A 25,073-nucleotide genomic window follows, 5' to 3' on the forward strand; every position below is an offset into this window, starting at 1 on the left:
ACATGACACAGATCACAACCTGCTGTCCTTGAAATTATTTCATGATGTTGCAGAGTGTGTTTTTAAATGTGAGAAGGCATGAAAAAGCCGGATGTCGGCACAAGTGCCTTATCCGGCCTACAAATAACGCGATCCCCCTGCTCTCGTAGGCCCGATAAACGCATCGGGCGGCAGGCGTTCGATTAGAAGTCGTAACGCAGACGCACCAGGTTCATGTCGCCCAGATTGTCGGTGCTGGAGGTGAAGACGTGTTCGTAATCCACACGGAAACCGTAATCCAGCTGGAAGCTGATACCCACACCGTTGTCGGTACGCAGGTAGTTACGGCCATTCACGTATTCAATACGATCGCCCATAAAGTATGGCTGCACGGATTTCAGCGCATACTGGCCAACCGGGAAGGTGTATCCCGCAAAGTATTCCAGACCCCAGGCGTCACCTGCAAAATAGTCATTAACAGAGACTTTTTTGGTGGTCATGAAGTTTTGATACCAACCGCCGCCCAGCGAGAAGGTCCAGTTGTCCGGTTTCCAGCTCAGCGCAGTACCGACGATGTTTTGATCGTAGGTTTTGCTGGTGTTGCCACGCATTTCCGCGCGGGTGTAGTTCCACGCCGTACCCCAGGTCAGGTCATCGGTGATGTGATAATCCACACCCAGGGAGCCGCCGCCTTTACGTTTGTAGCGCAAACCGTTGTTCGGGTTGTAGTCATCGCTGAACAGATAAGACGCGTAAAGATCAACATCGCCTACCGTATTTTTATACTTCAGTGACTTACGTGTACGATAGGAACCGTCGTAGTCGCCATTGATACCGTTACCTGGCGCCTGGCCGATCATGTCGTAGTCCCAGATATCCGTTTTCGCGCCCACCACATCATAGTAAATGCTGTTCTGTTGACCGAAGGTCAGCGTACCCCAGGTCGCGCTCTTCAAACCGGTGTACAGCATACGACGCGTAGTATCGTTGGCGCCGTTAGCATAGTGATTGTCCCAGTTGAACATCGCCGGGAAGTTAACGCCCAGCTCGTAATAGCTCACCCAACTGATGTCATCAAACAGATAGTAGTCAGCAGCGAAGCGGAAACGCGTCCCACCGTCGAAGCCATTACGTTTGTAGCCATTCTTACCATCGTCACCGGCCATATTCTGGAACTGCGGACGAATACTCCCGCCGACGGTGAAATTAAGACGGCTCAGCGGGTTGCCCGCCTGCGGATCTTGTTTCAGGACCGTGATTTCCGCCTGGGAGGCGAAAGTCGTTAATGCCACTGCTGCGCCGATCGATACCGCCAGCGCCGTTTTTTTTATAGTCATTATTTGTACCTTGATAGATAGCCTGCCAATTATTCAGCATACAAATATTAACGTTTATTAATACACTCGTGTTGTCGGGTTTTTATTGTTCTGTGCTGTTAAATATCAATGAGTTATCATTTTGTGCTACATAGATAAAAAAACGCACCGATTTAAAAAAACCGGTGCGTAATCATCACGAATATGAATTAACTGCTGAACTGACGGAACAGCGCTTTGCCTTTAAGAAGACGTGAACCGAGCCATCCGCCGCAGAGAGAGAGCAGCAATGCCCCACAAAGCGGCAACACAACCCACAGCCGCCAGTCTGGCTCCCAGGGGAAATCAAACACGCGGGTTTGCAGCACCGCCAGCGCAGTTTCCGCCCCGATGGCCGCCACCAGTCCGGCGACCATCCCGAGCATCGCGAACTCGCACCACAGCGTGGTACGCAGCAACTTCTTACCCGCTCCCAGCGTGCGCCAGACCACCAGTTCCTGATGACGCTGACGCATCCCGACCTGCACCTGCGCCAATAGCAGCAACATACCGCAAGCGGTGACCAGCACTACCATCACCTCCAGCGCGCGGCTCACCTGCTCCAGCACCTGACTCACCTGTTTGAGAATGGCACCAATATCCAGCAGGCTGATAGTCGGGAATTCGCGGTTAAGCTGCGTCAGCATGCCGTTGCCGTTCTCCCAGCGAAAGCTGGTTAACCAGCTTTGTGGCTGAGCATCCAGCGCGCCGGAAGGGAAGATAAAGAAAAAGTTTGGTCGCAGGCTTTCCCAGTCCACTTTGCGCAGACTGCTGACCGTAGCGCTGAAATCCTGGGTATCCCCCATAAAGGTCACCCGATCGCCAAGCTTAACGCTCAGTCGTTTCGCCAGCCCCTCTTCCATCGACACTTCGCCCGCTTTTGGCGGCCAGCTCCCGGCAACGATCGGGTTATGATCCGGGCGGGTATCCTGCCAGGTCAGATTAAGCTCGCGGTTCAGCGCTTCATCCTGATTGCCTTCGGTCGATTTCTCATTGATCGCCGTCAGACGGGCCCGCACTATCGGGTAGAACGACTCCGGGATCACCTGATGCTCAGCAAGGAAAGCCTTCAGCGGAGCCACCTGCTCAGTGGCAATGTTGATCAGAAAATAGTTTGGACTTTCCGGCGGCATTTGCTGCTGCCAGCGGTCGAGGAGATCGCCGCGCAGCACCAGCAACAGCGCCAGCAGCATAAAGGACAGCGAAAATGCCGACAGTTGACTCAGCGTTGACCACGGCTGGCGCAACAGCCGGCTGACCGCCAAACGCAGCGGCAGCGAGGTCAGCGTCAGACCACGCAGCAGGTTAAGCAACATCCAGCCCAACACACCGCACAGCAGCGCCAGCACCACAGCCCCGGCCAGTACCGCCCACAGCAGCATACTTCCGCCCATCAATCCGGCCAGCAGCGCAACCACAACTATCGTTGCTACGGGCAGATAGACCTTAAGCGGCCAGACGTTTGCCACCACGTCGCGACGCAGTACCCGCAGCGGCTGCGTCGCCAGCAGCAAGCGATAAGGGCGTAGCCCCACCAGCAGAGAAATGACGGTCATCGTACCGAGTGCCCACAGCCACGGCCAAAGGCTGGCGGGCGGTAGCTCACCGGGCAGAACTGGCTTCAGTAATACCACCAGCACCCGCTCAAATAACAGCCCGAACAGCCCGCCGGTCACGCCAGACAGCGCCAGCACCATCAGCCACTGGCCGATAATCAGCTTGCGCAGCTGCGCCCTGCCCGCACCGAGCGTTTTTAATATCGCCACCAAATCGTAACGACTGCGACAGTAATGATTCATCGCCACGGCAACGGCAGCAACCGCCAGCAGTAGCGTTAACAGTGCCGACAGCAGCAGGAACTGTTGCGAACGCTCCAGTGATTTCCCCAACGCCCCTTCATCCTGCTCCAGCCCATACCAACGCTGTTCCGGCTTTAACTGCGGAAGCAGCCATTTTTCATAGGCTTCCAGTTGCTGTGGCGTACCGCCAAATTTATAGCGCCAGGTCACACGGCTTCCCGGCTGGACCGCCGCCGTTTTTTCGACATCCGCCATGTTCATCATCAGGCGTGGCGCTATCTGGAAGGGATTAAAACCGGAATCCGGTTCCTGCACCACTTCTCCGGCGATGCGCAGGGTGGCATCGCCAACGTCGATGGAATCACCGATTTTTAAGTTGAGTAGCGCCATCAGACGCGGGGCCAACAGCACTGAGCCCGGCTGCGGTTTCAGCCCTGGCGGATTGGTTTGCAGCGTGCCGTACATCGGATACACATCATCCACTGCTTTGACGTTCGCCAGTTGCGGCGTATCCCGGGCAAAGGTCATGGTGGCAAAGGTGAGCTGTTCACCCACCTTCAGACCACGCTGTCGCGCCTCGTCAATCCACGCTTTCGGTACGGCGCGCGAACTTTGCAGCGACCGATCGCCCGCCATAAACTCACGACTTTGCTGGCTCAACCCTTTTTCCATGCGATCGCTGATATTGCCAAGCGCCAGTACACAGGCCACCGCCAGGCTTAACGCCAGCCAGACAATCAGTAATGAAGGCGAGCGCCATTCGCGCCAGAACCAGCGTGCAATCATGCCTCCTCCTGCAACTGTCCGTTCACCAGGCGTAAACGCCTATCGCAACGCGCCGCCAGCTGCGGGTCATGGGTCACCAGAATCAGGGTGGTACCGTGTTCCCGGTTCAGAGAAAACAGCAGGTCGGCGATTTTGTCTCCGGTCTGGCGGTCCAGATTGCCCGTTGGTTCATCGGCAAACAGCACGTCAGGGCGTCCGTTAAACGCCCGTGCCAGCGCTACGCGTTGCTGCTCCCCGCCGGAAAGCTGGGCCGGAAGATGATCAAGACGTTTTCCCAACCCCAGTTGCTCCAGCAGCGTTTTTGCCCCGTCACGACTTTTTCCGCTATTTTCGCCGCGTAGCAGCGCGGGTAGTTCGACGTTTTCCAGCGCGTTGAGGGTTGGAATTAACATGAATGACTGGAAGACAAAACCCACGTGCCGCGCCCGCAGCTGCGCCCGGGCTTCTTCGTCCATAGTGTGCAGCGCCTGCCCCACCAGGCTGACTTCACCGCTGGAGCCATCGTCCAGCCCGGCGAGGATCGCCAGCAGCGTGGATTTCCCCGATCCCGACTCGCCAATCAACGCAATGGTCTCGGCGCGTTTGACAACCAGTTCAACTCCGGTAAGGATGGATAGCTCTTGATCACCCTGACCGACGGATTTCTTAAGATGATGAACTTCAACAATGTTTTCCGCTGGCATTGGCCTTTCCTGTTCCTGGTCCTGTTAACTTTCCGCGCCGCCGCTGCGGACACGTTATTAATTCTGGGTGACAGCCTGAGCGCCGGATACCGTATGTCCGCCAGCGCCGCGTGGCCTGCGCTACTTAATGATAAATGGCAAACCAAAACGCCAGTGGTGAATGCCAGCATTAGCGGCGACACCTCGCAGCAAGGTCTGGCCCGTCTACCTGCATTACTCAAGCAGCACCAGCCGCGCTGGGTGCTGGTCGAACTTGGCGGTAACGATGGCCTGCGCGGCTTTGCGCCTGCGCAAACCGAACAAACCCTGCGCACGATTCTGCAGGATGTCAAAGCGGCAAATGCCGAACCGCTGCTGATGCAAATTCGTCTGCCGGCAAACTATGGCCGCCGTTATAATGAAACCTTTAGCGCGATTTATCCAAAGCTCGCCAAAGAGTTTGATATTCCTCTGCTGCCATTTTTTATGGAAGAGGTTTATCTGAAACCCCAGTGGATGCAGGATGATGGTATTCATCCTAACCGTGACGCTCAGCCGTTTATTGCCGACTGGATGGCGCAACATCTCACTCCTCTAGTAAATCACGACTCATAAAACAACGGAGATCCTGACAGGTAAAGTTATGCAAAAATCGGTCTTAATAACAGGATGTTCCAGCGGAATCGGTCTGGAAAGCGCGCTTGAACTAAAGCGCCAGGGTTTTCAAATTCTGGCAGGCTGTCGCAAACCTGACGATGTCGCGCGTATGAACAGTATGGGATTCACTGGCGTATTGCTGGATCTGGATTCACCCGAAAGCGTGGATCGTGCCGCCGATGAAGTGATCGCCCTGACCGATAATCGTTTATATGGGATCTTTAACAACGCCGGATACGGCGTCTATGGCCCGCTGCCCACCATCAGCCGTGAACAGATGGAACAGCAATTTTCCGCCAACTTCTTTGGCGCACATCAGCTTACCATGCGCCTGTTGCCCGCTATGCTCCCTCACGGCGAAGGACGTATCGTGATGACTTCATCGGTGATGGGATTGATCTCAACGCCGGGACGCGGCGCCTATGCCGCCAGCAAATATGCGCTGGAAGCCTGGTCCGACGCGCTGCGTATGGAACTGCGCCACAGCGGCATTAAGGTCAGCCTGATTGAGCCCGGCCCCATCCGTACCCGCTTTACCGAAAACGTCAACCAGACCCAGAGCGATAAGCCCGTCGAGAACCCTGGCATTGCCGCGCGTTTTACGCTGGGACCAGAAGCGGTTGTCGCCAAAGTACGTCATGCATTTGAGAGCGATAAACCAAAGCTACGTTATCCGGTTACGCTGGTGACCTGGGCAGTGATGCTACTTAAACGCCTCTTGCCAGGCCGCATAATGGACAAAATTTTACAGGGTTGAGTTGAAGCACGCGCGTCAGCCCCCATGTAACAAGAAATCGACAAAAGAGAGTAACTCCATGTCCACACAGAATATTGTTAACATTAACGAATCGAACCTGCAGCAGACCCTTGAACAGTCGATGACCACGCCGGTCCTGTTCTATTTTTGGTCTGAGCGCAGCCAGCACTGCCTGCAATTGACGCCGGTACTGGAGAGCCTTGCCGCCCAGTACAACGGTCAGTTTATTCTCGCCAAGCTCGACTGCGACGCCGAGCAGATGATCGCTTCTCAGTTTGGCCTGCGCGCCATCCCTACGGTTTATCTGTTCCAGAACGGTCAGCCAGTGGACGGATTCCAGGGCCCGCAGCCGGAAGAGGTTATCCGCGCACTGCTGGAAAAAGTGTTGCCGAGCGAAGAAGAGCTGAAAGCGCGTCAGGCTATCGAATTCATCGAAGCCGGTAATCACGCGGATGCACTGCCGCTGCTGAAAGAAGCCTGGCAGATCTCCAACCAGAGCAGCGAAATTGGCCTGTTGCTGGCGGAAACGCAAATCGCCCTCAATCGTTCTGACGATGCCGAAGCGGTGCTGAAAACCATTCCGTTGCAGGATCAGGACACCCGCTATCAGGGACTGGTGGCGCAGATAGAACTGCTGAAGCAGGCGGCGGATACGCCGGAAATCCAACAGCTGCAGCAGCAAGTCGCCAGCAATCCGCAGGATGCGGCGCTGGCAACTCAACTAGCCATCCAGTTACATCAGGTCGGACGTAACGAGGAATCACTGGAACTGCTGTTCAGCCACCTGAAGAAAGATCTCACTGCTGCCGACGGTCAGGCACGTAAGACCTTCCAGGAGATCCTTGCCGCACTCGGAACCGGCGATGCGCTGGCCTCAAAATACCGCCGCCAACTGTACGCACTGTTGTACTAATCCGTTTGATTTTGCCCGATGACGCTTGCGCTTATCGGGCATACAAATTCTACCAATACCGATCCCTCCGGCATCACATCACGTCTTCTTCAAATGCGTTACGACTAATTGGTGGCGCGAATTATAGAACTTCCGATAAGTCAGGTAGCAGGCAATAATGGTCGACAGGCTGGCGGTAGAAAGCAGCATAAACGTCACCATAATCTGATATTTAATCGCTTTTACTGGATCAATACCCGCGAAGATCAACCCGGACATCATCCCCGGTAAACTTACCAGCCCTACCGTTTTTGCAGAGTCGATCGTTGGGATCAGCGAGGCGCGAATGCTGTCGCGAATCAGCGGCGCAGAGGCCACTTTCGGCGTCGCGCCGAGGCTAAGTTTTTCCTGAATTTGCTGCTGTTCGCTGTTAAACCGCTGTCCCAGATTGTTGTAACACAGCCCCACTGCCACCATCGCATTGCCTGCAATCATGCCGGAGATCGGGATGACCTGCATCGGCGTGAACTCGATAGAGCCAGACAAAACCAGCACCGCCAGCGTTAATCCCGCCCCCACCGTGATAGCGATAAACGACGAGAGGAAAGCTTTATCAATATATTTACTGCGCTTTTGTGCGTTATAAGCCGCGTTAAAGCAGATAAACAGCACCATCAGTAAGGTCAGAATACTGTGGTTAACGCCAAAAATATATTTCAGCACATAGCCGACGATAATCAGCTGAACCACTGCCCGGCAAACGCTCCAGAGAATATCTTTCTCCAGCGCCAGTTTTTCTTTGTGGCTAATCAGGATCGCCACCACCACCAGCATCATCGCTAATGCCAGGGACTCATTGGTAATATTATGCTCGTTCATTGCGTGCTTCCTGCATTTCTCCGGCGTGCGGTTGAAGGGTTATGACATTATCCGCATGCGTAATTTCATCTTTGTCGTGCGTCACCCACAGCACCGCAATATTCTTATCGCGAACATAGTGGTGAATTAATTCGTTCACATTACGTTTATTAGCCTCATCCAGCGCGCTGGTGATTTCATCAAGCAGCAGAATTTTGGGCAGAAACTGCAAATTACGAATTAGCGAGACGCGCTGCTTCTCGCCACCGGACAGCTCATTGATGCTTTTTTTGAGGATCGTCTCGGGGAGATCAAAATGGGCCAGATCGCTCAGAAACGCATCCGGCTCCGGACGTTTGTTACGGATTTGCCAGGGGAAAATGAGGTTGTCGTAAACGGTGTCACCAAATAAAGCAGGCGTTTGCGCACAATAGGAGACCTGCTGGCGATACGTTTCCGGCTTGAGGGTATTTATCTCCTTGCCTTCAAAGAGAATTTCACCGGCAGTCGGACTCATTAATGACGCCACAATCTTGAGTAACGTACTTTTCCCACAGCCGGACTGGCCGGTAATCAGCTTAAATTCTCCGGCGCGGAGATCAAAACTGATGTTATTGAGAACCTGCGTCTCCCCTGCCTGCCATGCGACATTTTTTAACTGAAGCAAAATACTGCTTTCTTCCATTACCCATTCCTTTTTTACATCTTTCGTGCAGACAGTCTATGCCTGTAATTTATTATAAGGGAGCCCACCTTGATAAATCGGGTATAATTTGATTAATGAGGCAGTAAAGGACAGCACAACAGGAGGTTTCATCAATGCTCATTTTTATTCCTATTCTTATTTTTGTCGCGCTGGTGATCGTCGGCGCTGGCGTCAAAATCGTCCCGCAGGGATATCAGTGGACGGTAGAGCGTTTTGGCCGTTACACCAAAACCCTGCAACCGGGTTTAAGCCTTGTTGTGCCGTTCATGGATCGCATTGGTCGTAAGATCAACATGATGGAACAGGTGCTTGATATCCCTTCTCAGGAAGTCATCTCCAAAGATAACGCCAACGTCGCAATTGATGCCGTGTGCTTTATTCAGGTGATCGACGCGCCGAAAGCGGCCTATGAAGTCAGCAACCTGGAACTGGCGATTATCAACCTGACCATGACCAACATTCGTACCGTTCTCGGTTCGATGGAACTCGATGAAATGCTTTCCCAACGCGACAACATCAACACGCGCCTGCTGCATATTGTTGATGAAGCCACGAATCCCTGGGGCATCAAAATCACCCGTATCGAGATCCGCGACGTGCGTCCTCCGGCAGAACTTATCGACGCGATGAACGCGCAGATGAAAGCCGAACGTACCAAGCGTGCCTACATTCTTGAGGCCGAAGGGATCCGTCAGGCAGAAATCGTCAAGGCCGAAGGTGAGAAACAGTCGAAGATCCTTAAAGCGGAAGGTGAACGCCAGTCCGCGTTTTTACAGGCTGAAGCGCGTGAACGTTCAGCAGAAGCCGAAGCTCGCGCAACGCAGATGGTGTCTGAGGCCATTGCCGCTGGGGATATTCAGGCAGTGAACTACTTCGTGGCGCAGAAATACACTGAAGCGCTGCAGCATATCGGCTCGTCGAATAACAGCAAAGTGGTGATGATGCCGCTGGATGCCAGCAGCCTGATGGGCTCTATTGCCGGGATCGCCGAACTGGTTAAGGACAGCGCCAGCGAGCGGAAAAAATCATGATAGCGATGATTCTGGTGCATCCGCACATCTTCTGGCTCAGCCTCGGCGGTTTGCTACTCGCCGCCGAGATGCTGGGCGGTAACGGCTATCTGCTGTGGAGCGGCGTAGCGGCGGTAATTACCGGTCTGGTCGTCTGGCTCGTTCCGCTAGACTGGGCGTGGCAGGGGGCGATGTTCGCCGTCCTCACCCTGCTGGCGGCGTGGCTGTGGTGGAAATGGCTGGCAAGGCGCGTTCAGGAGCAGAAACCCGCCGACAGCCATCTTAACCAGCGCGGACAGCAGCTGGTTGGCCGACGATTTATTCTGGAAACCGCCCTGGTCAATGGTCGCGGACACATGCGCGTCGGCGACAGTTCCTGGCCCGTTAGCGCCAGCGACGATTTGAGCGCCGGTACGCAGGTTGAAGTCATTGCCGTTGAAGGGATAACCCTGATTATTAAAGCGGTATCACATTAAAAAGACAGGAAATAAGACTATGGTCAGGAAGACACCCCTTGCCTTTGCCCTTTGCACATTACTGACCGCCGCCCCGCAGGCATTCGCCTCTTTCGATATGGAAGACTGCAAATGGAGCGACGACAGCTGCCTGCTGAAAGGCACGCCAACCTTTAACCCTGAAAACGACAGCCGCGACAACCTGCTGCGGCTGCTGAGCCAGGAAAAATCATTTGCTCTGCCGGTGCAATCAATGCCAGCGGATATCACCCGCTCCCGGGATTTCTATTTTGCCTATCACCCGCAATGGGATGAGGCAACCTCGCAGCCAGCCGCTGCTCCGGCATCCGCCGCAGACAGCCCACTCTCCCGACAGATGGCCGAACTGAACATTAGCGCAGACGAAATAAACGTCAACGACGCTGAGCTTGAGAACCGTCATGTTTCGAATAACACCGAGAGCGTCAGCGCATTTTTTGCCGCACTGCTGGCCGACTCGACGTTAACAGCGGAACAGCGCCAGGCCTTAGCCCAGGCGCGTACGGGGCTGCTATCCGGGGCAACCCGCGAGCAAATTGAGTCTTCACTTGCCACCCTCCCGGCTGATTCACCGGCTCAGTCCTATAAAAATTATCTGGCCGCAGCTGCCAGTTTCTATGCCGGTGATTATGCCAGCGCCGAACGGGATTTCACTCAGCTTGCCAAAAGTGAGCGCCCGTGGCTGGCAGAGACCGCGCAATACATGCTGATGCGTGCGGCGTTGAACAAGAGCAGCCAGAACAGCGTGGGCGAATACGGCGATTTTGATATTGCAAAAATTAACCGCGAGGACGCGACTCAGGCTCAGACGCAGGCGCAAGCCTATCTGCAACGTTACCCGCAAGGCCTGTATGCCGACTCCGCGCGCGGTATGCTGCGTCGCATCAACTGGTATTTACAGGCGTGGCCGCAGCTGGCCGAGTTGTATGAGCAGACGCTCCAGCAGTCGGCTGACGCTCGGCAACTGCGAGAAATAGTCATCGAATACGATAATGTCTACGGTATGGCGTTCTACGAACAGTCCGTGGTGGAAGCATTCCCCGATGCGCCGCTTGTCAGCTATATCGAACTGCTGCGCGCGCTGCGTCTGGATAACAACAGTAAACCCACGCTGACCCAGGCGCAGCTCGATGCCAGCAAACCGGTGTTTGAGCAGAGCCAAAAACTGCCGCTATGGCGCGATCTGCAACTGAATCTGTGGCTGGCGACGGAGAACTACGCGGCGATTATTCAGGCAGTTACGCCAGCGCAGAAACTCGCCATTCACGATACCCTCGCCTTCAGCGAACAAGTGCTGTACGGCGAAGCGCTGATGGGCCAGAAGAACTGGCGCGCGGCGCGTGATTTCTGGCAGCAGTTGCTAAAACTCAGCCAGGACAACGAACAGCAGCAGTATGTACAGGCTAAGCTCGCCGCAACGCTGGTTTATAGCGGCGACGTGGCGGCGGTTTTTGCCCCAGAAAGCGCAGTAACCAACCTACGTTTTCGCTCGCAGATACTGAAAACACAGGCCTCGCCTGAACTGCTGCGCCAGCAGGCCGTCCATGGACCTAACAATGAAGAGCGTACCATCGCCCTGCATACGCTGCTGGTACGCGATCTTACCGAAAACCGCTTTGGCGACTGGTTGAATGACAGAAAACTGGCCAGCGCCATTACTCCGCCGGTTATTGGCGACGCGTTTGATGACGTTAATCTGAGTATTTTCGACTGGAATGGCGACGCTGCCGAGCGCGGTTACACCTGTCGCAGCCTCAATGAAACGGTAACGGTATTGAGCAAAAAAGCGGATGATGCCCACGCGCTGAACTGCTTAGGCGAATTCTTCCGCACCACGCAAACCCACGTCGATTTGTGGAAAAACAGTGCTGGCAACGACGTTCTTGAATCAGCAATATCGCGCAAGGAGCCGTTCGGTCAGTTCGACAGGCAACGCTACTATCAGCAGGTGATCACTTCGCCGAAAGCAGAGGTTGAAGACAAGAGCTTCGCGCTGTATCGCGCCATCATGTGCTATGCGCCGTCAGGCTCTAACGAGTGCGGCGGTGAGGAAGTGGATAAACTGCAGCGTAAAGGCTGGTTCACCCAACTGAAAACGCAGTATCCGGGAAGTCCGTGGGCGCAAAAACTCAAATACTACTGGTAACCGCGCTGCTGACAGGCCAGCCGCAGGCGGCGGATATCGTCGCCGCCCGTGAGCATCCGGCCTTCTGGCTGTGGTCCGGCGTGAAGGCCAGTGATGAGCTGAAAGACGCACAAACGGTCTATCTGCATCAGGGTGAGGTGCTGGTTCGTTCGGGTAACGTGGTTTTCCAGCGTCTCGGGCTGCCGGTCAGCCGCCTGTCTTTTCCCTCGATCTGGCTGACCGTGCGCTTTACCACGCTCGACGTACCGGAGGCGATCCCGGCTCGAATCATAAGATTGATGCAACGCTGGCAGGCCGCCGGGAATCATGTAGTCGGCCTGCAGGTTGATTTTGACGCGGCGACCCATCAGCTTGCCGATTACGCCCGCTTTCTGCAGCAATTACGCCAACAGTTACCGGCCGAGTTTGCACTTGGCGTGACTGGACTGCTGGATTGGGCAAAAACGGGCGACGTCGCCACGCTGAATGCGCTGGCGGTCGATGAACTGGTGGTCCAGAGCTATCAGGGCCGTCATACGGTAACGAATTATCAGGCGTATCTGCCCGCACTCAGTCGTCTGCGCATTCCGTTTAAGCTGGGGCTGGTGCAAAACGGTAGCCGGGACCCGCAGGCTGAAGCGCAGCTTGAGAAATCCCCGTGGTACCGCGGCACGGTGGTATTTATGCTTAATCCCCCTCGCCGTTAAGCCTTCGCTTTATGGTGGCAGCAGCCGGAGAGGTTATCAATGATCGGGCATTCGGCGCTGTCATCGCCAGGGCAACTCTCCGCCAGTGCCAGCAAATGCAAGCGCATGGCCTGCAGCTCGCTGATATGCCGCTCAATGTCCGCGACCTTTTCTAAGGTACGCTTTTTCACATCTGCGCTATGACGCGCCGGATCGTTAAACAGATTCACCAGTTCGCCGCACTCTTCGAGATTAAAACCCACCTGGCGTGCCTGGCGCAGCAGCGTAAGTTCATTCAGATGCTGTTGGTTGTATGTGCGATAGCCATTTTCGCTACGCAGCGGCGGCGTCACTAAGCCTTTTTCTTCATAAAAGCGTATCGCTTTGCTGGTCAAACCGGTTCTTTTCGCAACATCGCTAATATTCACATTTCCCCCGCGGATCTTGTTGGTACTGAGCCCATTATAGCCCAGATTGTCCTGATGATTTACCCGAGAACCCTGCACATTTCCCACCCTCACCGCGATGCACAAATCCTTTTAATTCACATTGTTATATCCGATTTAGATCACATTTATGCATTTAATGACTGCACGAAATTGACTCAAATCAAAAGATATATTGGTTCTACATCTTTCATCTTGAACAAAGGGAAACAATTTTATATATAAACGCGAATGATAATGATGATCATTTACATTCAATAAAGGTTCTCTTATGTTGCCACGGAATAACCAAAGGCCATTTATTCTTTCAGCCCTGACATTATGCATGTCCGGCGCCGCTTTTGCAGCTACCTCTCCAACACACGCTTCTACGTCCGACGAAGACACGGTTATCGTCACGGCTAACCGCACAGAAAGTAGCCTTTGGGATAGCCCAGCAACCATACAGGTTATCGATCGCCAGACGCTGCAAAACTCCACCAGCGTTTCTATTGCTGATGATTTACAAGATATTCCCGGCGTCGAAGTCACCGATAACGCCCTCGCAGGGCGGAAACAAATTCGTATCCGTGGCGAAGCGTCTTCGCGGGTGCTGATTTTGATCGACGGCCAGGTCGTCAGTTACCAACGTGCCGGACAAAACTACGGAGCCGGTTTGCTGATTGACGAATCCGCGCTGGAACGGATTGAAGTGGTCAAAGGCCCCTATTCTGTCCTCTACGGTTCGCAGGCGATTGGCGGTGTCGTAAACTTTATTACCAAAAAAGGCGGTGATAAGCCTCTCGGCGGCAGCGTTAAGGCTGTTTATAACTCCGCAACGGCAGGATGGGAAGAGTCGGCAGCGGCCTGGGGGAGCATCGGAAACTTTGACTACCGCATCAATGGCAGCTATTCCGACCAGGGGGACCGCGATACGCCTGACGGAAGATTGCCCAACACCAACTTCCGTAATAACGGCCAGGGCGTATGGCTGGGTTACAACTTCGATCGCCACAAAATTGGGCTCTCCCTCGATCGCTACAAACTGTCTACTCAAACCTGGTTTGACGATCCAGAGGGCCAGTTCGACGACTTTAGCGTCAAAATACCTAAGCTGGAACGCGAGAAAATCGGTCTTTTCTACGACTACGCGGCCGATGGGGATTACCTGAAGAACATCCATGTTGACGCATACAGCCAGACAATAGAGCGCAAATTTGAAAACCGGGTCAAAACGACCCAGGTTATCCCCAGCCCGATGATTAAAGCGCTGACGGTCAGCAATCAGACCAATACCAACGACAAACAGTATACCCAAGGGGTAACGCTACAGAGCAACTTCTCCCTGCCTGCTAACAACGAGCTGGTGATTGGCACTCAATATCAGCATGACAAAATAAAACAGGACACGGACGGCAGTACGCGCCAGACCGCAGCTACCGGCTTCTTCGATACGCAAACACGTACCCTGTCATACAACGAAGCGGAGCAAAGCAACACCTCATTGTTCGCGCAAAACGACTGGCGCTTTGCCGATGACTGGACGTGGACCGTAGGCGCACGCCAGTACTGGCTGTCTTCGAAGCTCAAGCGCAACGATACGCAAACCCTGCAAAGCAGCGGCAGCACCTGGCAATCCACCGGAGGAAATTCCGTTCACGATGATGAACTGGTGACCTCAACCAGCCTACGCTATTCCGGTTTTAAAGATCTTGAACTTCGGGCTGCATATGCCCAGGGCTATGTCTTCCCCACGCTGACTCAGCTGTTTATGCAGACGTCCGCAGGCGGCAGCGTAACCTACGGCAATCCAAACCTGAAGGCGGAACACTCGAATAACTATGAGCTGGGTGCACGGTATAAAGGGAATATGTGGCTGATTGACGGCGCCATTTATTACTCCGAAGCCAAAGACTATATCGCCAGCCTGGCCTGTTCAGGTCAACCCGTATGCAGCGGTAATACCACCTCTTCACGGGGCGGCTATTACTACTACGACAACATCGATCGGGCCAAAACCTGGGGCATGGAACTCACCGCAGAATACAACGGCTGGGCAGTTTCACCTTACCTGAGCGGTAATCTCATTCGCCGTCAGTACGAAGGCAATACCCTTAAAACCTGGGATACCGGCGAACCCACTCTGACCGGGCGCGTCGGCCTGAAACATACCTGGTTGATGAACGCCGCTAACCTGACGTCCGATGTCTTTATCCGCGCGGCGTCCAGCGCCAAAGATAATACCGGCACCACGGAAATCAACTACCCAGGCTGGGCCACGCTTAACCTTGCATTCAACACCGAGTTCGGTCCGCAGGATCAGTATCAGGTCAACCTCGCGCTCAACAACCTGACCGACAAGCGTTACAGAACCGCGCATGAATCTATTCCAGACGCTGGTTTCAATGCCGCCGTTGGCTTTGCGTGGAATTTCTGACGATGAAAAAACTCTTGATTGGCTTACTGAGCCTCGCCTGCGTTTTCAGTGCCCAGTCCGCCGACCGCCTGGTGGTGGCGGGCGGCTCTCTTAGCGAACTGATATACGCCATGGGCATCGGCAACCGGGTGGTCGGCGTTGATGAAACCACCTCGTATCCACCCGAAACTGCCGCACTCCCGCATATCGGCTACTGGAAGCAGTTAAGCAGCGAGGGCATTTTATCGCTGCATCCGGACAGCTTTATCACCTGGCAGGATGCTGGCCCTCAAATCGTGTTGGATCAGTTGCGGGCGCAAAAAGTTAACGTCGTGACGTTGCCGCGCGTACCGGCCACCGTCGAACAGATGTACGCCAACATTCGGGAACTGGCTCAAACCCTGCGCATTCGCGAACAAGGTGAGACGTTGATCGATCGCATACGTCAACGTCTGGATCGCGTTCAGCACAACGTGGCAGCGAAAAACGCGCCGGTCAAAGCCATGTTCATTCTCTCCGCTGGCGGCAGCGCGCCACAGGTCGCCGGAAAAAGCAGCGTAGCCGATGCCATTATGACCCTCGCAGGCGCACAAAATGTCGCCACCCATGCGCAGTATAAAAGCTACAGCGCGGAATCGCTGATCGCCGCCAACCCAGAGGTGATCGTGGTGACGTCGCAAATGGTGGATGGCGGTCTGGCTCGTCTGAGCGCGATTGCCGGTATTACCCACACTGCGGCCTGGAAAAACCAGCGCATTGTGGCGGTTGACCAGGCGCTAATTCTGGGTATGGGGCCGCGCGTCGCCGATGCGGTTGAAGCCCTGCACCAGCAATTCTGGCCTCACTAACTGGATTTATAAAGAACAATGAAAACTGAACACTCGCTGGATCTCACCGCGCATTTTGCGCTCGAGGGAAGTCAGCCATTTAAGGATCGCCGCGCCACGATGCCCTGGCGTGGGGCGATCCCGGTTGCCAAAGAGCTATTGTCACAAACCTGGCAGGAGGTCATCAGCCAGCCAACCCCACCGCGGAAACGGTTGGTGTACTTGCATATCCCTTTCTGTGCAACACATTGTACTTTCTGCGGTTTTTATCAAAACCGCTTTGAAGAGGATCACTGCGCCCGCTACACCAACGCGCTATTACGCGAAATAGAGATGGAAGCCGATAGCGCATTGCATCAGTCGGCCCCGATTCACGCCGTCTATTTTGGCGGCGGTACACCGTCTGCGCTGTCGGCACGGGATCTGGCCAGAATCATCACCGCACTACGTGACAAGCTACCGCTGGCGCCGGACTGCGAAATCACCATTGAGGGGCGGGTACTCAATTTTGACGATGCGCGAATAGATGCCTGCCTTGACGCTGGCGCCAATCGATTTTCGATCGGCATTCAGTCATTTAACAGCCGGATCCGCAAGAAAATGGCGCGCACTTCGGACGGCCCGACCGCGATGGCCTTTATGCAGGGGTTGGTAAAACGGGATCGAGCCGCCGTGGTCTGCGATCTGCTGTTTGGTCTGCCTGGACAGGACGCAAAGGTGTGGAGCGAGGATCTGGCGATTGCCCGCGACATCGGCCTCGACGGCGTAGATCTTTATGCTCTGAACCTGCTCCCTAATACACCGCTTGGCAAAGCGGTTGAAACCGGGCGCACAACGGTTCCCTCTCCTGCCGAACGTCGCGACCTCTATCTTCAGGGCTGCGATTTTATGGACAGCGCGGGCTGGCGCTGCATCAGCAACAGCCACTGGGCGCGCACCACACGGGAACGCAATCTGTACAACCTGCTGATTAAACAGGGCGCAGACTGTCTGGCATTCGGCTCTGGCGCAGGAGGGTCAGTCAATGGCTATTCCTGGATGGTCGAGCGCAATCTGACCACATGGCATGAATCCATCGCCGCCGGAAAAAAACCGCTCATGATGATGATGCGCACCGCCGAGCGTGGTTTCCAGTGGCGACACACCCTCCAGGCCGGTATTGAAACGGCCCGCGTCCCGCTGGATGAACTGACACCTCATGCACAAAAACTGACCCCGCTACTGACCCAGTGGCATCACGCAGGACTGACGCGAGATGCCAGCACCTGTGTACGCCTGACCAATGAAGGACGTTTTTGGGCGAGCAATATTTTGCAGTCTCTTGATGAACTGATTCAAACACTTAACACGCCGCGTATTGCGGTAGAGCAACCATAAAAGGAGTGAAGTATGAGCCATGTCTCTTTACAGGATTTTTTGAAAACTGAGCCGGACGGTACGCTGGAAGCTATCGCAGCCCAGTACAACACCACGCTGCTGGAGGTGGTGAAAAACCTCCCCTCCCCGACGCTGGTTTCCGGCAGTCAATTTGATACCGTCTGGGAAACCGTCAGCGAATGGGGCAAAGTCACCACCCTGGTCCATACTGCTGATGTCATTCTGGAATTCACCGGTGAATTACCTTCCGGATTCCACCGCCACGGTTACTTCAACCTGCGCGGCAAAAAAGGCATGACCGGTCATATCAAGGCAGAAAACTGCACACATATCGCCCTGATTGAACGCAAATTTATGGGCATGGACACCGCGTCCATTCTCTTCTTTAACCAGGCGGGTAGCGCTATGTTCAAAATTTTCCTCGGTCGGGATGAGCATCGTCAGCTACTGGCCGACCAGGTCAGCGCCTTTCACACGCTGTCTTCATCCTTAAAGGAACATGCCTGATGGCTCCATGGCTCATTTTTGGTGCAGGTGGTAGCGGCGTCGGCGCGAAAACACTGGCACTCGCACTGGCGGAACAACGTCCGGTGATTGCCGTCGTTCGCAACGCGCAGGTCGCTGCCGGGTTGCAGGAAAAAGGTGTGCAGGTCTTCATTGGCGACGCCTGCGACAGCCAGGTCACCGCCTGTGCCTGTCGCGCAGCGGGTCAACATGCCACGGTGATCTCCTCCATGGGCGGTGCCCAGGATTATCTGGCGCACAGAACCGTCATTGATGAAGCAGAAAAAGCGGAGATCAAACGCATGATTCTGGTGACTTCGCTTGGCTGTGGCGACAGTTGGCCCTTTTTGTCCCCACGCGCCAGGGCCGCATTTGGTCAGGCGGTACGCGAAAAATCGTTGGCTGAAAGCTGGCTACAAACCAGTCAACTGGACTACGCCATTCTCCGCCCCGGCGGTTTGCTGAACGGTGCAGCCACAGGTCAGGCGCAACGGATACAGGCCGAGGAGTGCCATGGTTTTGTGATGCGTGCAGATGTTGCAAGGCACATTCACGAACTGGCTACAGCCCCGTCACTCAATAACCAGATTTACAGTTTGGTTGAGCCAGGACTGAAACCCGCGTAAACCCCTCGCGGCGCGGGAACTTCGCGCCGCAAAGACGTTATGGAGCGTTGCGTGCTTAAGGACTCGCTTTCTTCCGTCAGCATTCTGACGGGTCTTTCTCTGTTGTTGGTCGCTCTGATGCTCTTCGGAGCCAGCCAGGGGGCGCTGAACATTAGCTTCAGCGCGCTGTTCAACGACGAATACCGTGACATCTGGTTGAACATCCGCTTGCCCCGCGTGTTGCTGGCCGTTCTGGTAGGCGCAGCGCTGGCAACGGCAGGGGTTATCATGCAGGGGCTTTTTCGCAATCCGATGGCCGATCCTGGCCTGCTTGGTGTCAGTAGCGGCTCCGCGCTGATGGTCGGTATCGCGATAGTTATCCCATTTTCGTTTCCCGTGGTGCTGGTGCTGTATGAGCAGATGATTTTTGCCGTCGCGGGCAGCATGGTGGTCTGCACGATTATTTTCCTGATAAGCCAGCGTCATAGCCACGGCGGAATGATGCAACTGCTGTTAGCCGGTATCGCTATCAATGCTTTGTGCGGTTCGGCTATTGGCGTACTGAGCTATGTGGGCGATGAGCAACAGCTACGTCAACTTACGCTGTGGATGATGGGCAATCTCGGCCAGGCCCAGTGGCCAACGCTGCTGGTTGCCAGTACCGTTGTTCTTCCAGCCATTGCTGTCACCGTCTGTATGGCGGGCACGCTTAATTTGCTGCAATTGGGTGATGAAGAGGCGCATTATCTCGGCGTGAACGTCAAACGTAAGCGCCAGCAGTTACTGTTGCTCAGCTCGCTACTGGTTGGTGCTGCCGTTTCGGTCAGCGGCGTAATTGGCTTTATTGGCCTGGTGATCCCACATCTGATCAGAATGACTACCGGCGCCGATCATCGCTGGTTGATTCCCTGCTCTACGCTGGCGGGCGCCTGTCTACTCCTTATTGCCGATACGCTGGCCCGCACTCTGGTGCAGCCTGCCGAAATGCCCGTTGGTCTGTTAACCAGCCTGATCGGAGGACCGTATTTTCTGTGGTTAATACTGCGTAGCCGGAGGGTGTCATGATCGTTGCTGAAAATCTGGTTTACCACATTCAGGGCAGACGATTGACCGATGATGTTTCCCTGACGCTACCTGAAGGAGAGATTATCGCGATTCTGGGCCCGAATGGCGCCGGGAAATCAACGCTGCTCCGCCAGCTTACGGGTTATCTGCAACCTCACAGTGGGCGTTGTAGCTTATTCGGCAAGCCGCTGAACGAGTGGTCAATCACCGAGCTGGCAAAAACCCGTGCGGTGATGCGCCAGAATAGTCATATGGCCTTCCCGTTTAGCGTGCAGGAGGTTATCCGCATGGGCAGGCATCCGTATCGCACGCGCAATACGGGCGATGAAACGGAACACATCATGACGTTGTGCGACTGCCAGGCGATGGCCGCGCGCGATTACCGGCATCTGTCGGGAGGAGAACAACAGCGGGTACAGCTGGCACGTCTGCTGGTTCAGCTTTGGGAGCCCGAGCCTCGGCCCAAATGGTTATTTCTCGATGAACCTACCTCCGCCCTGGATATTCACCACCAGCAGCACCTTTTTCGTCTGCTGCGTCGCCTGGTGCGTGAACGGCAGTTTAGCGTCTGCTGCGTCCTGCACGATCTCAACCTCGCAGCGCGTTATGCCGACCGCGTGGTATTGATGGAACGCGGCAGGATTGTTGATAACGGGTATCCGCAGGATGTCCTGAAGCAACGGGCGCTGAACGCGCTGTACGGTGCCGATCTCACGGTCATAAATGAACCGGAGCATCGAACGCCGCTTATCGTTCTCAATCAATAACAGACCGGGAACGCTCTGAGGTGACGTTCCCGTTTTTTTCCCCCTTCGCCCCTTTTTTCATCTTTTCTAAAAACACCCTTGACCTTCCCCTTGCTGGAAGGTTTAACCTTTATCACAGTCAGTTAAACCTGCAATGAAGGAGTTGGTTATGTCTCAAACAATCGATCTAACCCTGGACGGTTTGTCCTGTGGTCACTGCGTAAAACGCGTTAAAGAAAGTCTGGAACAACGTCCGGATGTTGAGCAAGCGGATGTCTCCGTGACAGAGGCGCATGTTACCGGGAGCGCCAGCGCAGAAGCGCTGATTGAAACCATCAAACAAGCCGGTTACGGCGCGGAGTTAAGCCACCCAAAGGCTAAACCGCTGACGGAGTCATCAATCCCGTCGGAAGCACTGGCAGCGGTCCCTTCCGAGCTTCCGGCAGCTACGGCTGATGATGACAGCCAACAGTTGCTGTTAAACGGCATGAGCTGCGCCAGTTGTGTGACCCGTGTACAAAATGCATTGCAAAGCGTACCGGGTGTCACCCAGGCACGGGTAAACCTGGCGGAACGCACTGCGCTGGTAATGGGCAGTGCCTCCGCCGCAGATTTAGTGCAGGCGGTAGAAAAAGCAGGCTACGGCGCAGAAGCCATTGAAGATGATGCTAAGCGCCGCGAGCGTCAGCAAGAAACCGCCGTGGCAACCATGAAACGTTTTCGCTGGCAGGCAGCCGTCGCGCTGCTGCTGGGTATCCCTGTCATGGTATGGGGAATGATTGGCGACAACATGATGGTGAGCGATGACAACCGCAGCCTGTGGCTGGCGATTGGTCTGGCAACGCTTGCGGTGATGGTTTTCGCGGGCGGTCACTTTTACCGCAATGCGTGGAAAAGCCTGATGAACGGCACCGCGACTATGGATACGTTGGTCGCGCTGGGTACAGGGGTGGCCTGGCTCTATTCCATGAGCGTCAACCTCTGGCCGCAATGGTTCCCGATGGAAGCACGACACCTCTATTATGAAGCCAGCGCCATGATTATTGGTCTGATTAACCTCGGACACATGCTGGAAGCGCGGGCTCGCCAGCGCTCGTCCAAAGCGCTGGAAAAACTGCTTGATCTGACGCCACCGACCGCACGCGTCGTTACTGACGAAGGTGAAAAGAACGTGCCGCTGGCAGACGTTCAGGCGGGAATGTTGTTGCGCCTGACCACCGGCGACCGCGTGCCGGTCGATGGAGAAATTACGCAGGGCGAAGCCTGGCTGGATGAAGCTATGCTCACCGGTGAGCCGATTCCTCAGCAAAAAGGTGAAGGCGATAGCGTCCACGCCGGTACGGTCGTACAGGACGGCAGCGTGCTGTTCCGCGCCAGCGCCGTTGGCAGTCACACCACGCTGTCACGCATTATTCGTATGGTGCGTCAAGCGCAAAGCAGCAAACCGGAAATTGGCAAACTGGCCGACCGTATCTCCTCGGTGTTCGTTCCGGTCGTGGTCGCCATTGCGCTGGTCAGTGCGGCTATCTGGTATTTCTTTGGACCAGCACCGCAGATTGTCTATACGCTGGTCATTGCCACCACCGTTCTGATTATCGCCTGCCCTTGTGCGCTGGGTCTGGCAACGCCGATGTCGATTATTTCCGGCGTGGGGCGTGCCGCTGAGTTTGGGGTACTGGTACGCGATGCCGATGCGCTGCAGCGCGCCAGCACGCTGGATACTCTCGTCTTTGATAAGACCGGGACGCTGACTGAAGGCAAACCGCAGGTTGTCGCCATCAAAACGTTTGGCAACACCGATGAAGCGCGGGCAATTCGTCTGGCTGCAGCCCTTGAACAGGGTTCCAGCCACCCGCTGGCCAGGGCGATTCTGGACAAAGCAGGCGATGTCTCGCTGCCGCAGGTCAACGGTTTCCGTACGCTGCGCGGGTTAGGCGTCAGCGGCGAGACCGAAGGTCATACGTTGCTGCTGGGAAATCAGGCACTGCTCAATGAACAGCAGGTAGATACCACTGAAATGGAGGCTGAAATCACCGCTCAGGCTTCCCAGGGTTCAACTCCGGTCCTGTTGGCGATTGATGGTAAAGCAGCGGCGCTGTTAGCGGTGCGAGATCCACTGCGTAGCGACAGCGTGGCAGCGCTCCAGCGCCTGCACCGCGCCGGGTATCGTTTGGTGATGCTGACCGGCGACAACCCAACGACCGCCAACGCCATTGCCAAAGAGGCGGGTATTGACGAGGTGATTGCGGGCGTTCTGCCGGACGGTAAGGCCGAGGCGATCAAGCGTCTGCAGAGCCAGGGGCGTCAGGTCGCCATGGTCGGTGACGGCATCAACGATGCGCCTGCGCTGGCTCAGGCCGATGTAGGGATCGCCATGGGTGGCGGCAGCGATGTGGCGATTGAAACAGCCGCGATTACGCTGATGCGTCATAGCCTGATGGGCGTTGCGGATGCGCTGTCTATCTCCCGGGCAACGCTACGCAATATGAAGCAGAACCTGCTCGGCGCGTTTATCTACAACAGCATCGGCATCCCGGTTGCAGCTGGGATCCTGTGGCCGTTCACCGGCACGCTGCTCAACCCGGTGGTCGCCGGGGCGGCGATGGCGCTTTCTTCCATCACCGTGGTGAGCAACGCGAACCGACTGCTGCGTTTCAAACCTAAAGAGTAACCCTTTGCCGGATGGCGCTATCAACTGCGCCATCCGGCAATTCACACATTGCGACTTTTCCGGCCACGCGCTAGCATGGTTCTCCACTTAGGGAGGTCGTATGGATTTGTTATACCGGGTAAAAGCATTATGGTCTGCACTGCGCGGCAACCACTATACCTGGCCTGCCATCGACATCTCTTTGCCCGGCAACCGCCATTTTCATCTGATTGGCAGCATTCACATGGGCAGCCGCGATATGGCGCCTCTGCCTGCCAAATTACTCAAAAAGCTCAAGCATGCCGATGCGCTGATTGTCGAAGCGGATGTTTCCGGTGACGACGCGCCGTTTGCCAACCTTCCGGCCTATGCTGCACTCGAAGAACGTCTCAGCCCGGAGCAGTTAGAAAACCTGCGTAAAGTCACCAACGAACTGGGCATTTCCCCATCCCTGTTATCTACTCAGCCGTTGTGGCAAATTGCCATGGTATTACAGGCAACGCAGGCACAGCAGCTAGGGCTGCGAGCGGAATACGGGATTGATTATCAACTGTTGAATGCGGCTAAACAGGCGCATAAACCGATAATCGAACTGGAAGGCGCATCCAGTCAAATCGAGCTGTTATGTCAGTTGCCTGATAACGGACTGGCCCTGTTGGACGATACTCTGACGCATTGGCATACCAATGCCAGACTGCTACAGCAGATGATGGGCTGGTGGCTTGAAACGCCGCCGCGCAATAGCGAACTGACGCTTCCCAATACCTTTAGCCAGTCGTTGTATGACGTATTGATGCATCAACGCAACACAGCCTGGCGCGATCGGCTCAGAGCGATGCCTGCTGGTCACTACGTCGTGGCCGTTGGCGCGCTGCATTTATACGGAGAAGGAAATTTGCCGGAGATGTTACGGTAAAAAAAAATGGCCAATATCTCTATTGGCCCGTCAAAGAGGAATTTCATCATTATTATGATCCCGGCGCTTAAAGCGTCGGTGTAGTTCGATTGTCGCTCAAAGTCATCATCCTGCCAATACTATTGCGCAAGATGGTACTATTTTTTAGACAGACATCAGGCGTATGCTTGAGTCGTATTTTGTCTGGGCCAGGAAAATTGCTATGACACCCGCCGTTAAATTACTCGAAAAAAACAAAATTTCTTTCCAGATCCACACCTACGATCACGATCCGTCCGAGACGAACTTTGGTGATGAAGTGGTGCGAAAGTTAGGTCTGAACGCGGACCAGGTTTACAAAACGCTGCTGGTTGCCGTGAATGGCGACATGAAGCATCTGGCGGTCGCCGTCACACCGGTAGCAGGTCAACTGGATCTCAAAAAGGTTGCCAAAGCATTGGGTGCCAAAAAGGTCGATATGGCCGATCCCATGGTCGCGCAACGCACTACAGGCTATCTGGTAGGCGGTATTAGCCCGCTGGGGCAGAAAAAAAGATTACCGACGCTTATCGATGCGCCTGCCCAAACGTTTGACACCATTTATGTTTCCGGCGGCAAACGCGGGCTGGATATCGAACTGGCAGCGAGCGATCTGGCGAAAATTCTGGATGCGAAATTCGCCGATATCGCCCGCCGGGATTAAGCGGTTATAGAATGAATGCCTGATGGCGCGCAGCTTTAAGGCCTACAAATCGCACTGACCTGTAGGCCGGATAAGGTGCCAGCACCGCCATCCG

Annotated in this window: 23 protein-coding genes; 17 read left to right on the forward strand and 6 right to left on the reverse strand. The window is 55.0% G+C overall.

Translation table 11 applies throughout. The features are described 5' to 3' along the window. Positions 1-182: 182 nt before the first annotated feature. The 3 genes from OGX66_RS10825 to ybbA all read right to left on the reverse strand — a co-directional run bounded on the left by OGX66_RS10825 (position 183) and on the right by ybbA (position 4,602). Positions 183-1,316 carry a porin gene (locus OGX66_RS10825; protein WP_003021860.1) on the reverse strand — a complete coding sequence of 378 codons (1,134 nt, stop codon included), beginning with the start codon at positions 1,314-1,316 and terminating at the stop codon, positions 183-185. A 188-nt stretch (positions 1,317-1,504) separates the two neighbouring features. After that, a complete protein-coding gene (ybbP, locus tag OGX66_RS10830) occupies positions 1,505-3,919 on the reverse strand; it encodes a putative ABC transporter permease subunit YbbP (protein WP_088902641.1) in 2,415 nt (804 codons plus the stop codon). After that, positions 3,916-4,602, reverse strand: coding sequence for a putative ABC transporter ATP-binding protein YbbA (gene ybbA / locus OGX66_RS10835; RefSeq protein ID WP_003021853.1), 687 nt, complete (start codon positions 4,600-4,602; stop codon positions 3,916-3,918). The genes ybbP and ybbA overlap by 4 nt, the downstream gene beginning before the upstream one ends. On the opposite strand from ybbA, the gene tesA reads away from it, so the two are divergent. Genes tesA through OGX66_RS10850 form a run of 3 tightly spaced genes read left to right on the forward strand, consistent with a single transcriptional unit; the run spans position 4,573 to position 6,908 of the window. Next, the gene (gene tesA, locus OGX66_RS10840) at positions 4,573-5,196 is read left to right on the forward strand and encodes a multifunctional acyl-CoA thioesterase I/protease I/lysophospholipase L1 (protein WP_032932667.1); all 624 of its coding nucleotides are present in this window, start codon (positions 4,573-4,575) and stop codon (positions 5,194-5,196) included. The genes ybbA and tesA overlap by 30 nt on opposite strands. 28 nt (positions 5,197-5,224) lie before the next feature. After that, complete coding sequence (locus OGX66_RS10845) at positions 5,225-5,995, forward strand: SDR family oxidoreductase (protein ID WP_003021847.1); 771 nt, start codon at positions 5,225-5,227, stop codon at positions 5,993-5,995. 58 nt (positions 5,996-6,053) lie between these two features. Then, positions 6,054-6,908: a co-chaperone YbbN gene (locus OGX66_RS10850; protein ID WP_003847508.1), complete on the forward strand. Its 855-nt coding sequence runs from the start codon at positions 6,054-6,056 to the stop codon at positions 6,906-6,908. Between the two features lie 78 nt (positions 6,909-6,986). On the opposite strand, the gene fetB is transcribed toward OGX66_RS10850, so the two are convergent. Together fetB and fetA are read right to left on the reverse strand one after the other, a co-directional pair. Continuing rightward, positions 6,987-7,766: an iron efflux ABC transporter permease subunit FetB gene (gene fetB, locus OGX66_RS10855; protein ID WP_003835795.1), complete on the reverse strand. Its 780-nt coding sequence runs from the start codon at positions 7,764-7,766 to the stop codon at positions 6,987-6,989. After that, positions 7,753-8,430, reverse strand: coding sequence for an iron efflux ABC transporter ATP-binding subunit FetA (gene fetA, locus OGX66_RS10860; protein ID WP_003021838.1), 678 nt, complete (start codon positions 8,428-8,430; stop codon positions 7,753-7,755). The genes fetB and fetA overlap by 14 nt, the downstream gene beginning before the upstream one ends. Positions 8,431-8,564: 134 nt before the next feature. On the opposite strand from fetA, the gene OGX66_RS10865 reads away from it, so the two are divergent. Genes OGX66_RS10865 through OGX66_RS10880 form a run of 4 tightly spaced genes read left to right on the forward strand, consistent with a single transcriptional unit; the run spans position 8,565 to position 12,787 of the window. Further along, a complete protein-coding gene (locus OGX66_RS10865; protein ID WP_003021835.1) occupies positions 8,565-9,482 on the forward strand; it encodes an SPFH domain-containing protein in 918 nt (305 codons plus the stop codon). Further along, a complete protein-coding gene (locus tag OGX66_RS10870) occupies positions 9,479-9,937 on the forward strand; it encodes an NfeD family protein (protein WP_003021832.1) in 459 nt (152 codons plus the stop codon). The genes OGX66_RS10865 and OGX66_RS10870 overlap by 4 nt, the downstream gene beginning before the upstream one ends. Positions 9,938-9,956: 19 nt before the next feature. Next, positions 9,957-12,101: a PA5441 family protein gene (locus OGX66_RS10875; RefSeq protein WP_136345795.1), complete on the forward strand. Its 2,145-nt coding sequence runs from the start codon at positions 9,957-9,959 to the stop codon at positions 12,099-12,101. Continuing rightward, complete coding sequence (locus OGX66_RS10880; protein ID WP_003021825.1) at positions 12,071-12,787, forward strand: DUF3142 domain-containing protein; 717 nt, start codon at positions 12,071-12,073, stop codon at positions 12,785-12,787. The genes OGX66_RS10875 and OGX66_RS10880 overlap by 31 nt, the downstream gene beginning before the upstream one ends. Here the strand turns inward: OGX66_RS10880 and cueR are convergent. Next, positions 12,784-13,194, reverse strand: a complete 411-nt coding sequence (gene cueR, locus OGX66_RS10885) for a Cu(I)-responsive transcriptional regulator (protein WP_003021822.1) — start codon at positions 13,192-13,194, stop codon at positions 12,784-12,786. The genes OGX66_RS10880 and cueR overlap by 4 nt on opposite strands. Before the next feature lie 289 nt (positions 13,195-13,483). Between cueR and OGX66_RS10890 the strand changes: the two genes are divergently transcribed. The 10 genes from OGX66_RS10890 to ybaK all read left to right on the forward strand — a co-directional run bounded on the left by OGX66_RS10890 (position 13,484) and on the right by ybaK (position 24,979). Next, positions 13,484-15,628 (forward strand): TonB-dependent receptor plug domain-containing protein, encoded by a 2,145-nt coding sequence (locus OGX66_RS10890; RefSeq protein WP_003021819.1) that lies wholly within the window; start codon positions 13,484-13,486, stop codon positions 15,626-15,628. 2 nt (positions 15,629-15,630) lie between these two features. Beyond that, positions 15,631-16,455, forward strand: coding sequence for a heme/hemin ABC transporter substrate-binding protein (locus OGX66_RS10895; protein WP_088902643.1), 825 nt, complete (start codon positions 15,631-15,633; stop codon positions 16,453-16,455). 18 nt (positions 16,456-16,473) lie between these two features. Further along, positions 16,474-17,811: a heme anaerobic degradation radical SAM methyltransferase ChuW/HutW gene (gene hutW, locus OGX66_RS10900; RefSeq protein ID WP_032948719.1), complete on the forward strand. Its 1,338-nt coding sequence runs from the start codon at positions 16,474-16,476 to the stop codon at positions 17,809-17,811. A gap of 12 nt (positions 17,812-17,823) precedes the next feature. Further along, positions 17,824-18,318, forward strand: a complete 495-nt coding sequence (hutX, locus tag OGX66_RS10905; protein ID WP_088902644.1) for a heme utilization cystosolic carrier protein HutX — start codon at positions 17,824-17,826, stop codon at positions 18,316-18,318. Then, positions 18,318-18,941 (forward strand): anaerobilin reductase, encoded by a 624-nt coding sequence (chuY, locus tag OGX66_RS10910; RefSeq protein WP_003021809.1) that lies wholly within the window; start codon positions 18,318-18,320, stop codon positions 18,939-18,941. The genes hutX and chuY overlap by 1 nt, the downstream gene beginning before the upstream one ends. Positions 18,942-18,992: 51 nt before the next feature. After that, the gene (locus OGX66_RS10915; protein ID WP_270921593.1) at positions 18,993-19,985 is read left to right on the forward strand and encodes a FecCD family ABC transporter permease; all 993 of its coding nucleotides are present in this window, start codon (positions 18,993-18,995) and stop codon (positions 19,983-19,985) included. Then, entirely contained in the window at positions 19,982-20,752 is a 771-nt protein-coding gene (locus OGX66_RS10920; RefSeq protein WP_088902645.1) for a heme ABC transporter ATP-binding protein, read from the forward strand. Before OGX66_RS10915 ends, OGX66_RS10920 begins: the two co-directional genes overlap by 4 nt. A gap of 148 nt (positions 20,753-20,900) precedes the next feature. Next, the gene (copA, locus tag OGX66_RS10925) at positions 20,901-23,402 is read left to right on the forward strand and encodes a copper-exporting P-type ATPase CopA (RefSeq protein ID WP_096890116.1); all 2,502 of its coding nucleotides are present in this window, start codon (positions 20,901-20,903) and stop codon (positions 23,400-23,402) included. A 100-nt stretch (positions 23,403-23,502) separates the two neighbouring features. Continuing rightward, positions 23,503-24,297, forward strand: coding sequence for a TraB/GumN family protein (locus tag OGX66_RS10930; protein WP_088902647.1), 795 nt, complete (start codon positions 23,503-23,505; stop codon positions 24,295-24,297). A gap of 202 nt (positions 24,298-24,499) precedes the next feature. Further along, positions 24,500-24,979 carry a Cys-tRNA(Pro)/Cys-tRNA(Cys) deacylase YbaK gene (gene ybaK, locus OGX66_RS10935; protein ID WP_003021794.1) on the forward strand — a complete coding sequence of 160 codons (480 nt, stop codon included), beginning with the start codon at positions 24,500-24,502 and terminating at the stop codon, positions 24,977-24,979. Positions 24,980-25,073 lie beyond the last annotated feature (94 nt).

Origin of the sequence: Citrobacter sp. Cf072 (assembly GCF_030334485.1) — a bacterium.
Taxonomy (GTDB): domain Bacteria; phylum Pseudomonadota; class Gammaproteobacteria; order Enterobacterales; family Enterobacteriaceae; genus Citrobacter; species Citrobacter freundii.

Coding starts and splice junctions, on each gene's coding strand:
- OGX66_RS10825 (WP_003021860.1), bottom strand. CDS start 1,316: ATGACTATAAAAAAAACGGCGCTGGCGGTATCGATCGGCGCAGCAGTG.
- ybbP (WP_088902641.1), bottom strand. CDS start 3,919: ATGATTGCACGCTGGTTCTGGCGCGAATGGCGCTCGCCTTCATTACTG.
- tesA (WP_032932667.1), top strand. CDS start 4,573: ATGAACTTCAACAATGTTTTCCGCTGGCATTGGCCTTTCCTGTTCCTG.
- ybbA (WP_003021853.1), bottom strand. CDS start 4,602: ATGCCAGCGGAAAACATTGTTGAAGTTCATCATCTTAAGAAATCCGTC.
- OGX66_RS10845 (WP_003021847.1), top strand. CDS start 5,225: ATGCAAAAATCGGTCTTAATAACAGGATGTTCCAGCGGAATCGGTCTG.
- OGX66_RS10850 (WP_003847508.1), top strand. CDS start 6,054: ATGTCCACACAGAATATTGTTAACATTAACGAATCGAACCTGCAGCAG.
- fetB (WP_003835795.1), bottom strand. CDS start 7,766: ATGAACGAGCATAATATTACCAATGAGTCCCTGGCATTAGCGATGATG.
- fetA (WP_003021838.1), bottom strand. CDS start 8,430: ATGGAAGAAAGCAGTATTTTGCTTCAGTTAAAAAATGTCGCATGGCAG.
- OGX66_RS10865 (WP_003021835.1), top strand. CDS start 8,565: ATGCTCATTTTTATTCCTATTCTTATTTTTGTCGCGCTGGTGATCGTC.
- OGX66_RS10870 (WP_003021832.1), top strand. CDS start 9,479: ATGATAGCGATGATTCTGGTGCATCCGCACATCTTCTGGCTCAGCCTC.
- OGX66_RS10875 (WP_136345795.1), top strand. CDS start 9,957: ATGGTCAGGAAGACACCCCTTGCCTTTGCCCTTTGCACATTACTGACC.
- OGX66_RS10890 (WP_003021819.1), top strand. CDS start 13,484: ATGTTGCCACGGAATAACCAAAGGCCATTTATTCTTTCAGCCCTGACA.
- OGX66_RS10895 (WP_088902643.1), top strand. CDS start 15,631: ATGAAAAAACTCTTGATTGGCTTACTGAGCCTCGCCTGCGTTTTCAGT.
- hutW (WP_032948719.1), top strand. CDS start 16,474: ATGAAAACTGAACACTCGCTGGATCTCACCGCGCATTTTGCGCTCGAG.
- hutX (WP_088902644.1), top strand. CDS start 17,824: ATGAGCCATGTCTCTTTACAGGATTTTTTGAAAACTGAGCCGGACGGT.
- chuY (WP_003021809.1), top strand. CDS start 18,318: ATGGCTCCATGGCTCATTTTTGGTGCAGGTGGTAGCGGCGTCGGCGCG.
- OGX66_RS10920 (WP_088902645.1), top strand. CDS start 19,982: ATGATCGTTGCTGAAAATCTGGTTTACCACATTCAGGGCAGACGATTG.
- copA (WP_096890116.1), top strand. CDS start 20,901: ATGTCTCAAACAATCGATCTAACCCTGGACGGTTTGTCCTGTGGTCAC.
- OGX66_RS10930 (WP_088902647.1), top strand. CDS start 23,503: ATGGATTTGTTATACCGGGTAAAAGCATTATGGTCTGCACTGCGCGGC.
- ybaK (WP_003021794.1), top strand. CDS start 24,500: ATGACACCCGCCGTTAAATTACTCGAAAAAAACAAAATTTCTTTCCAG.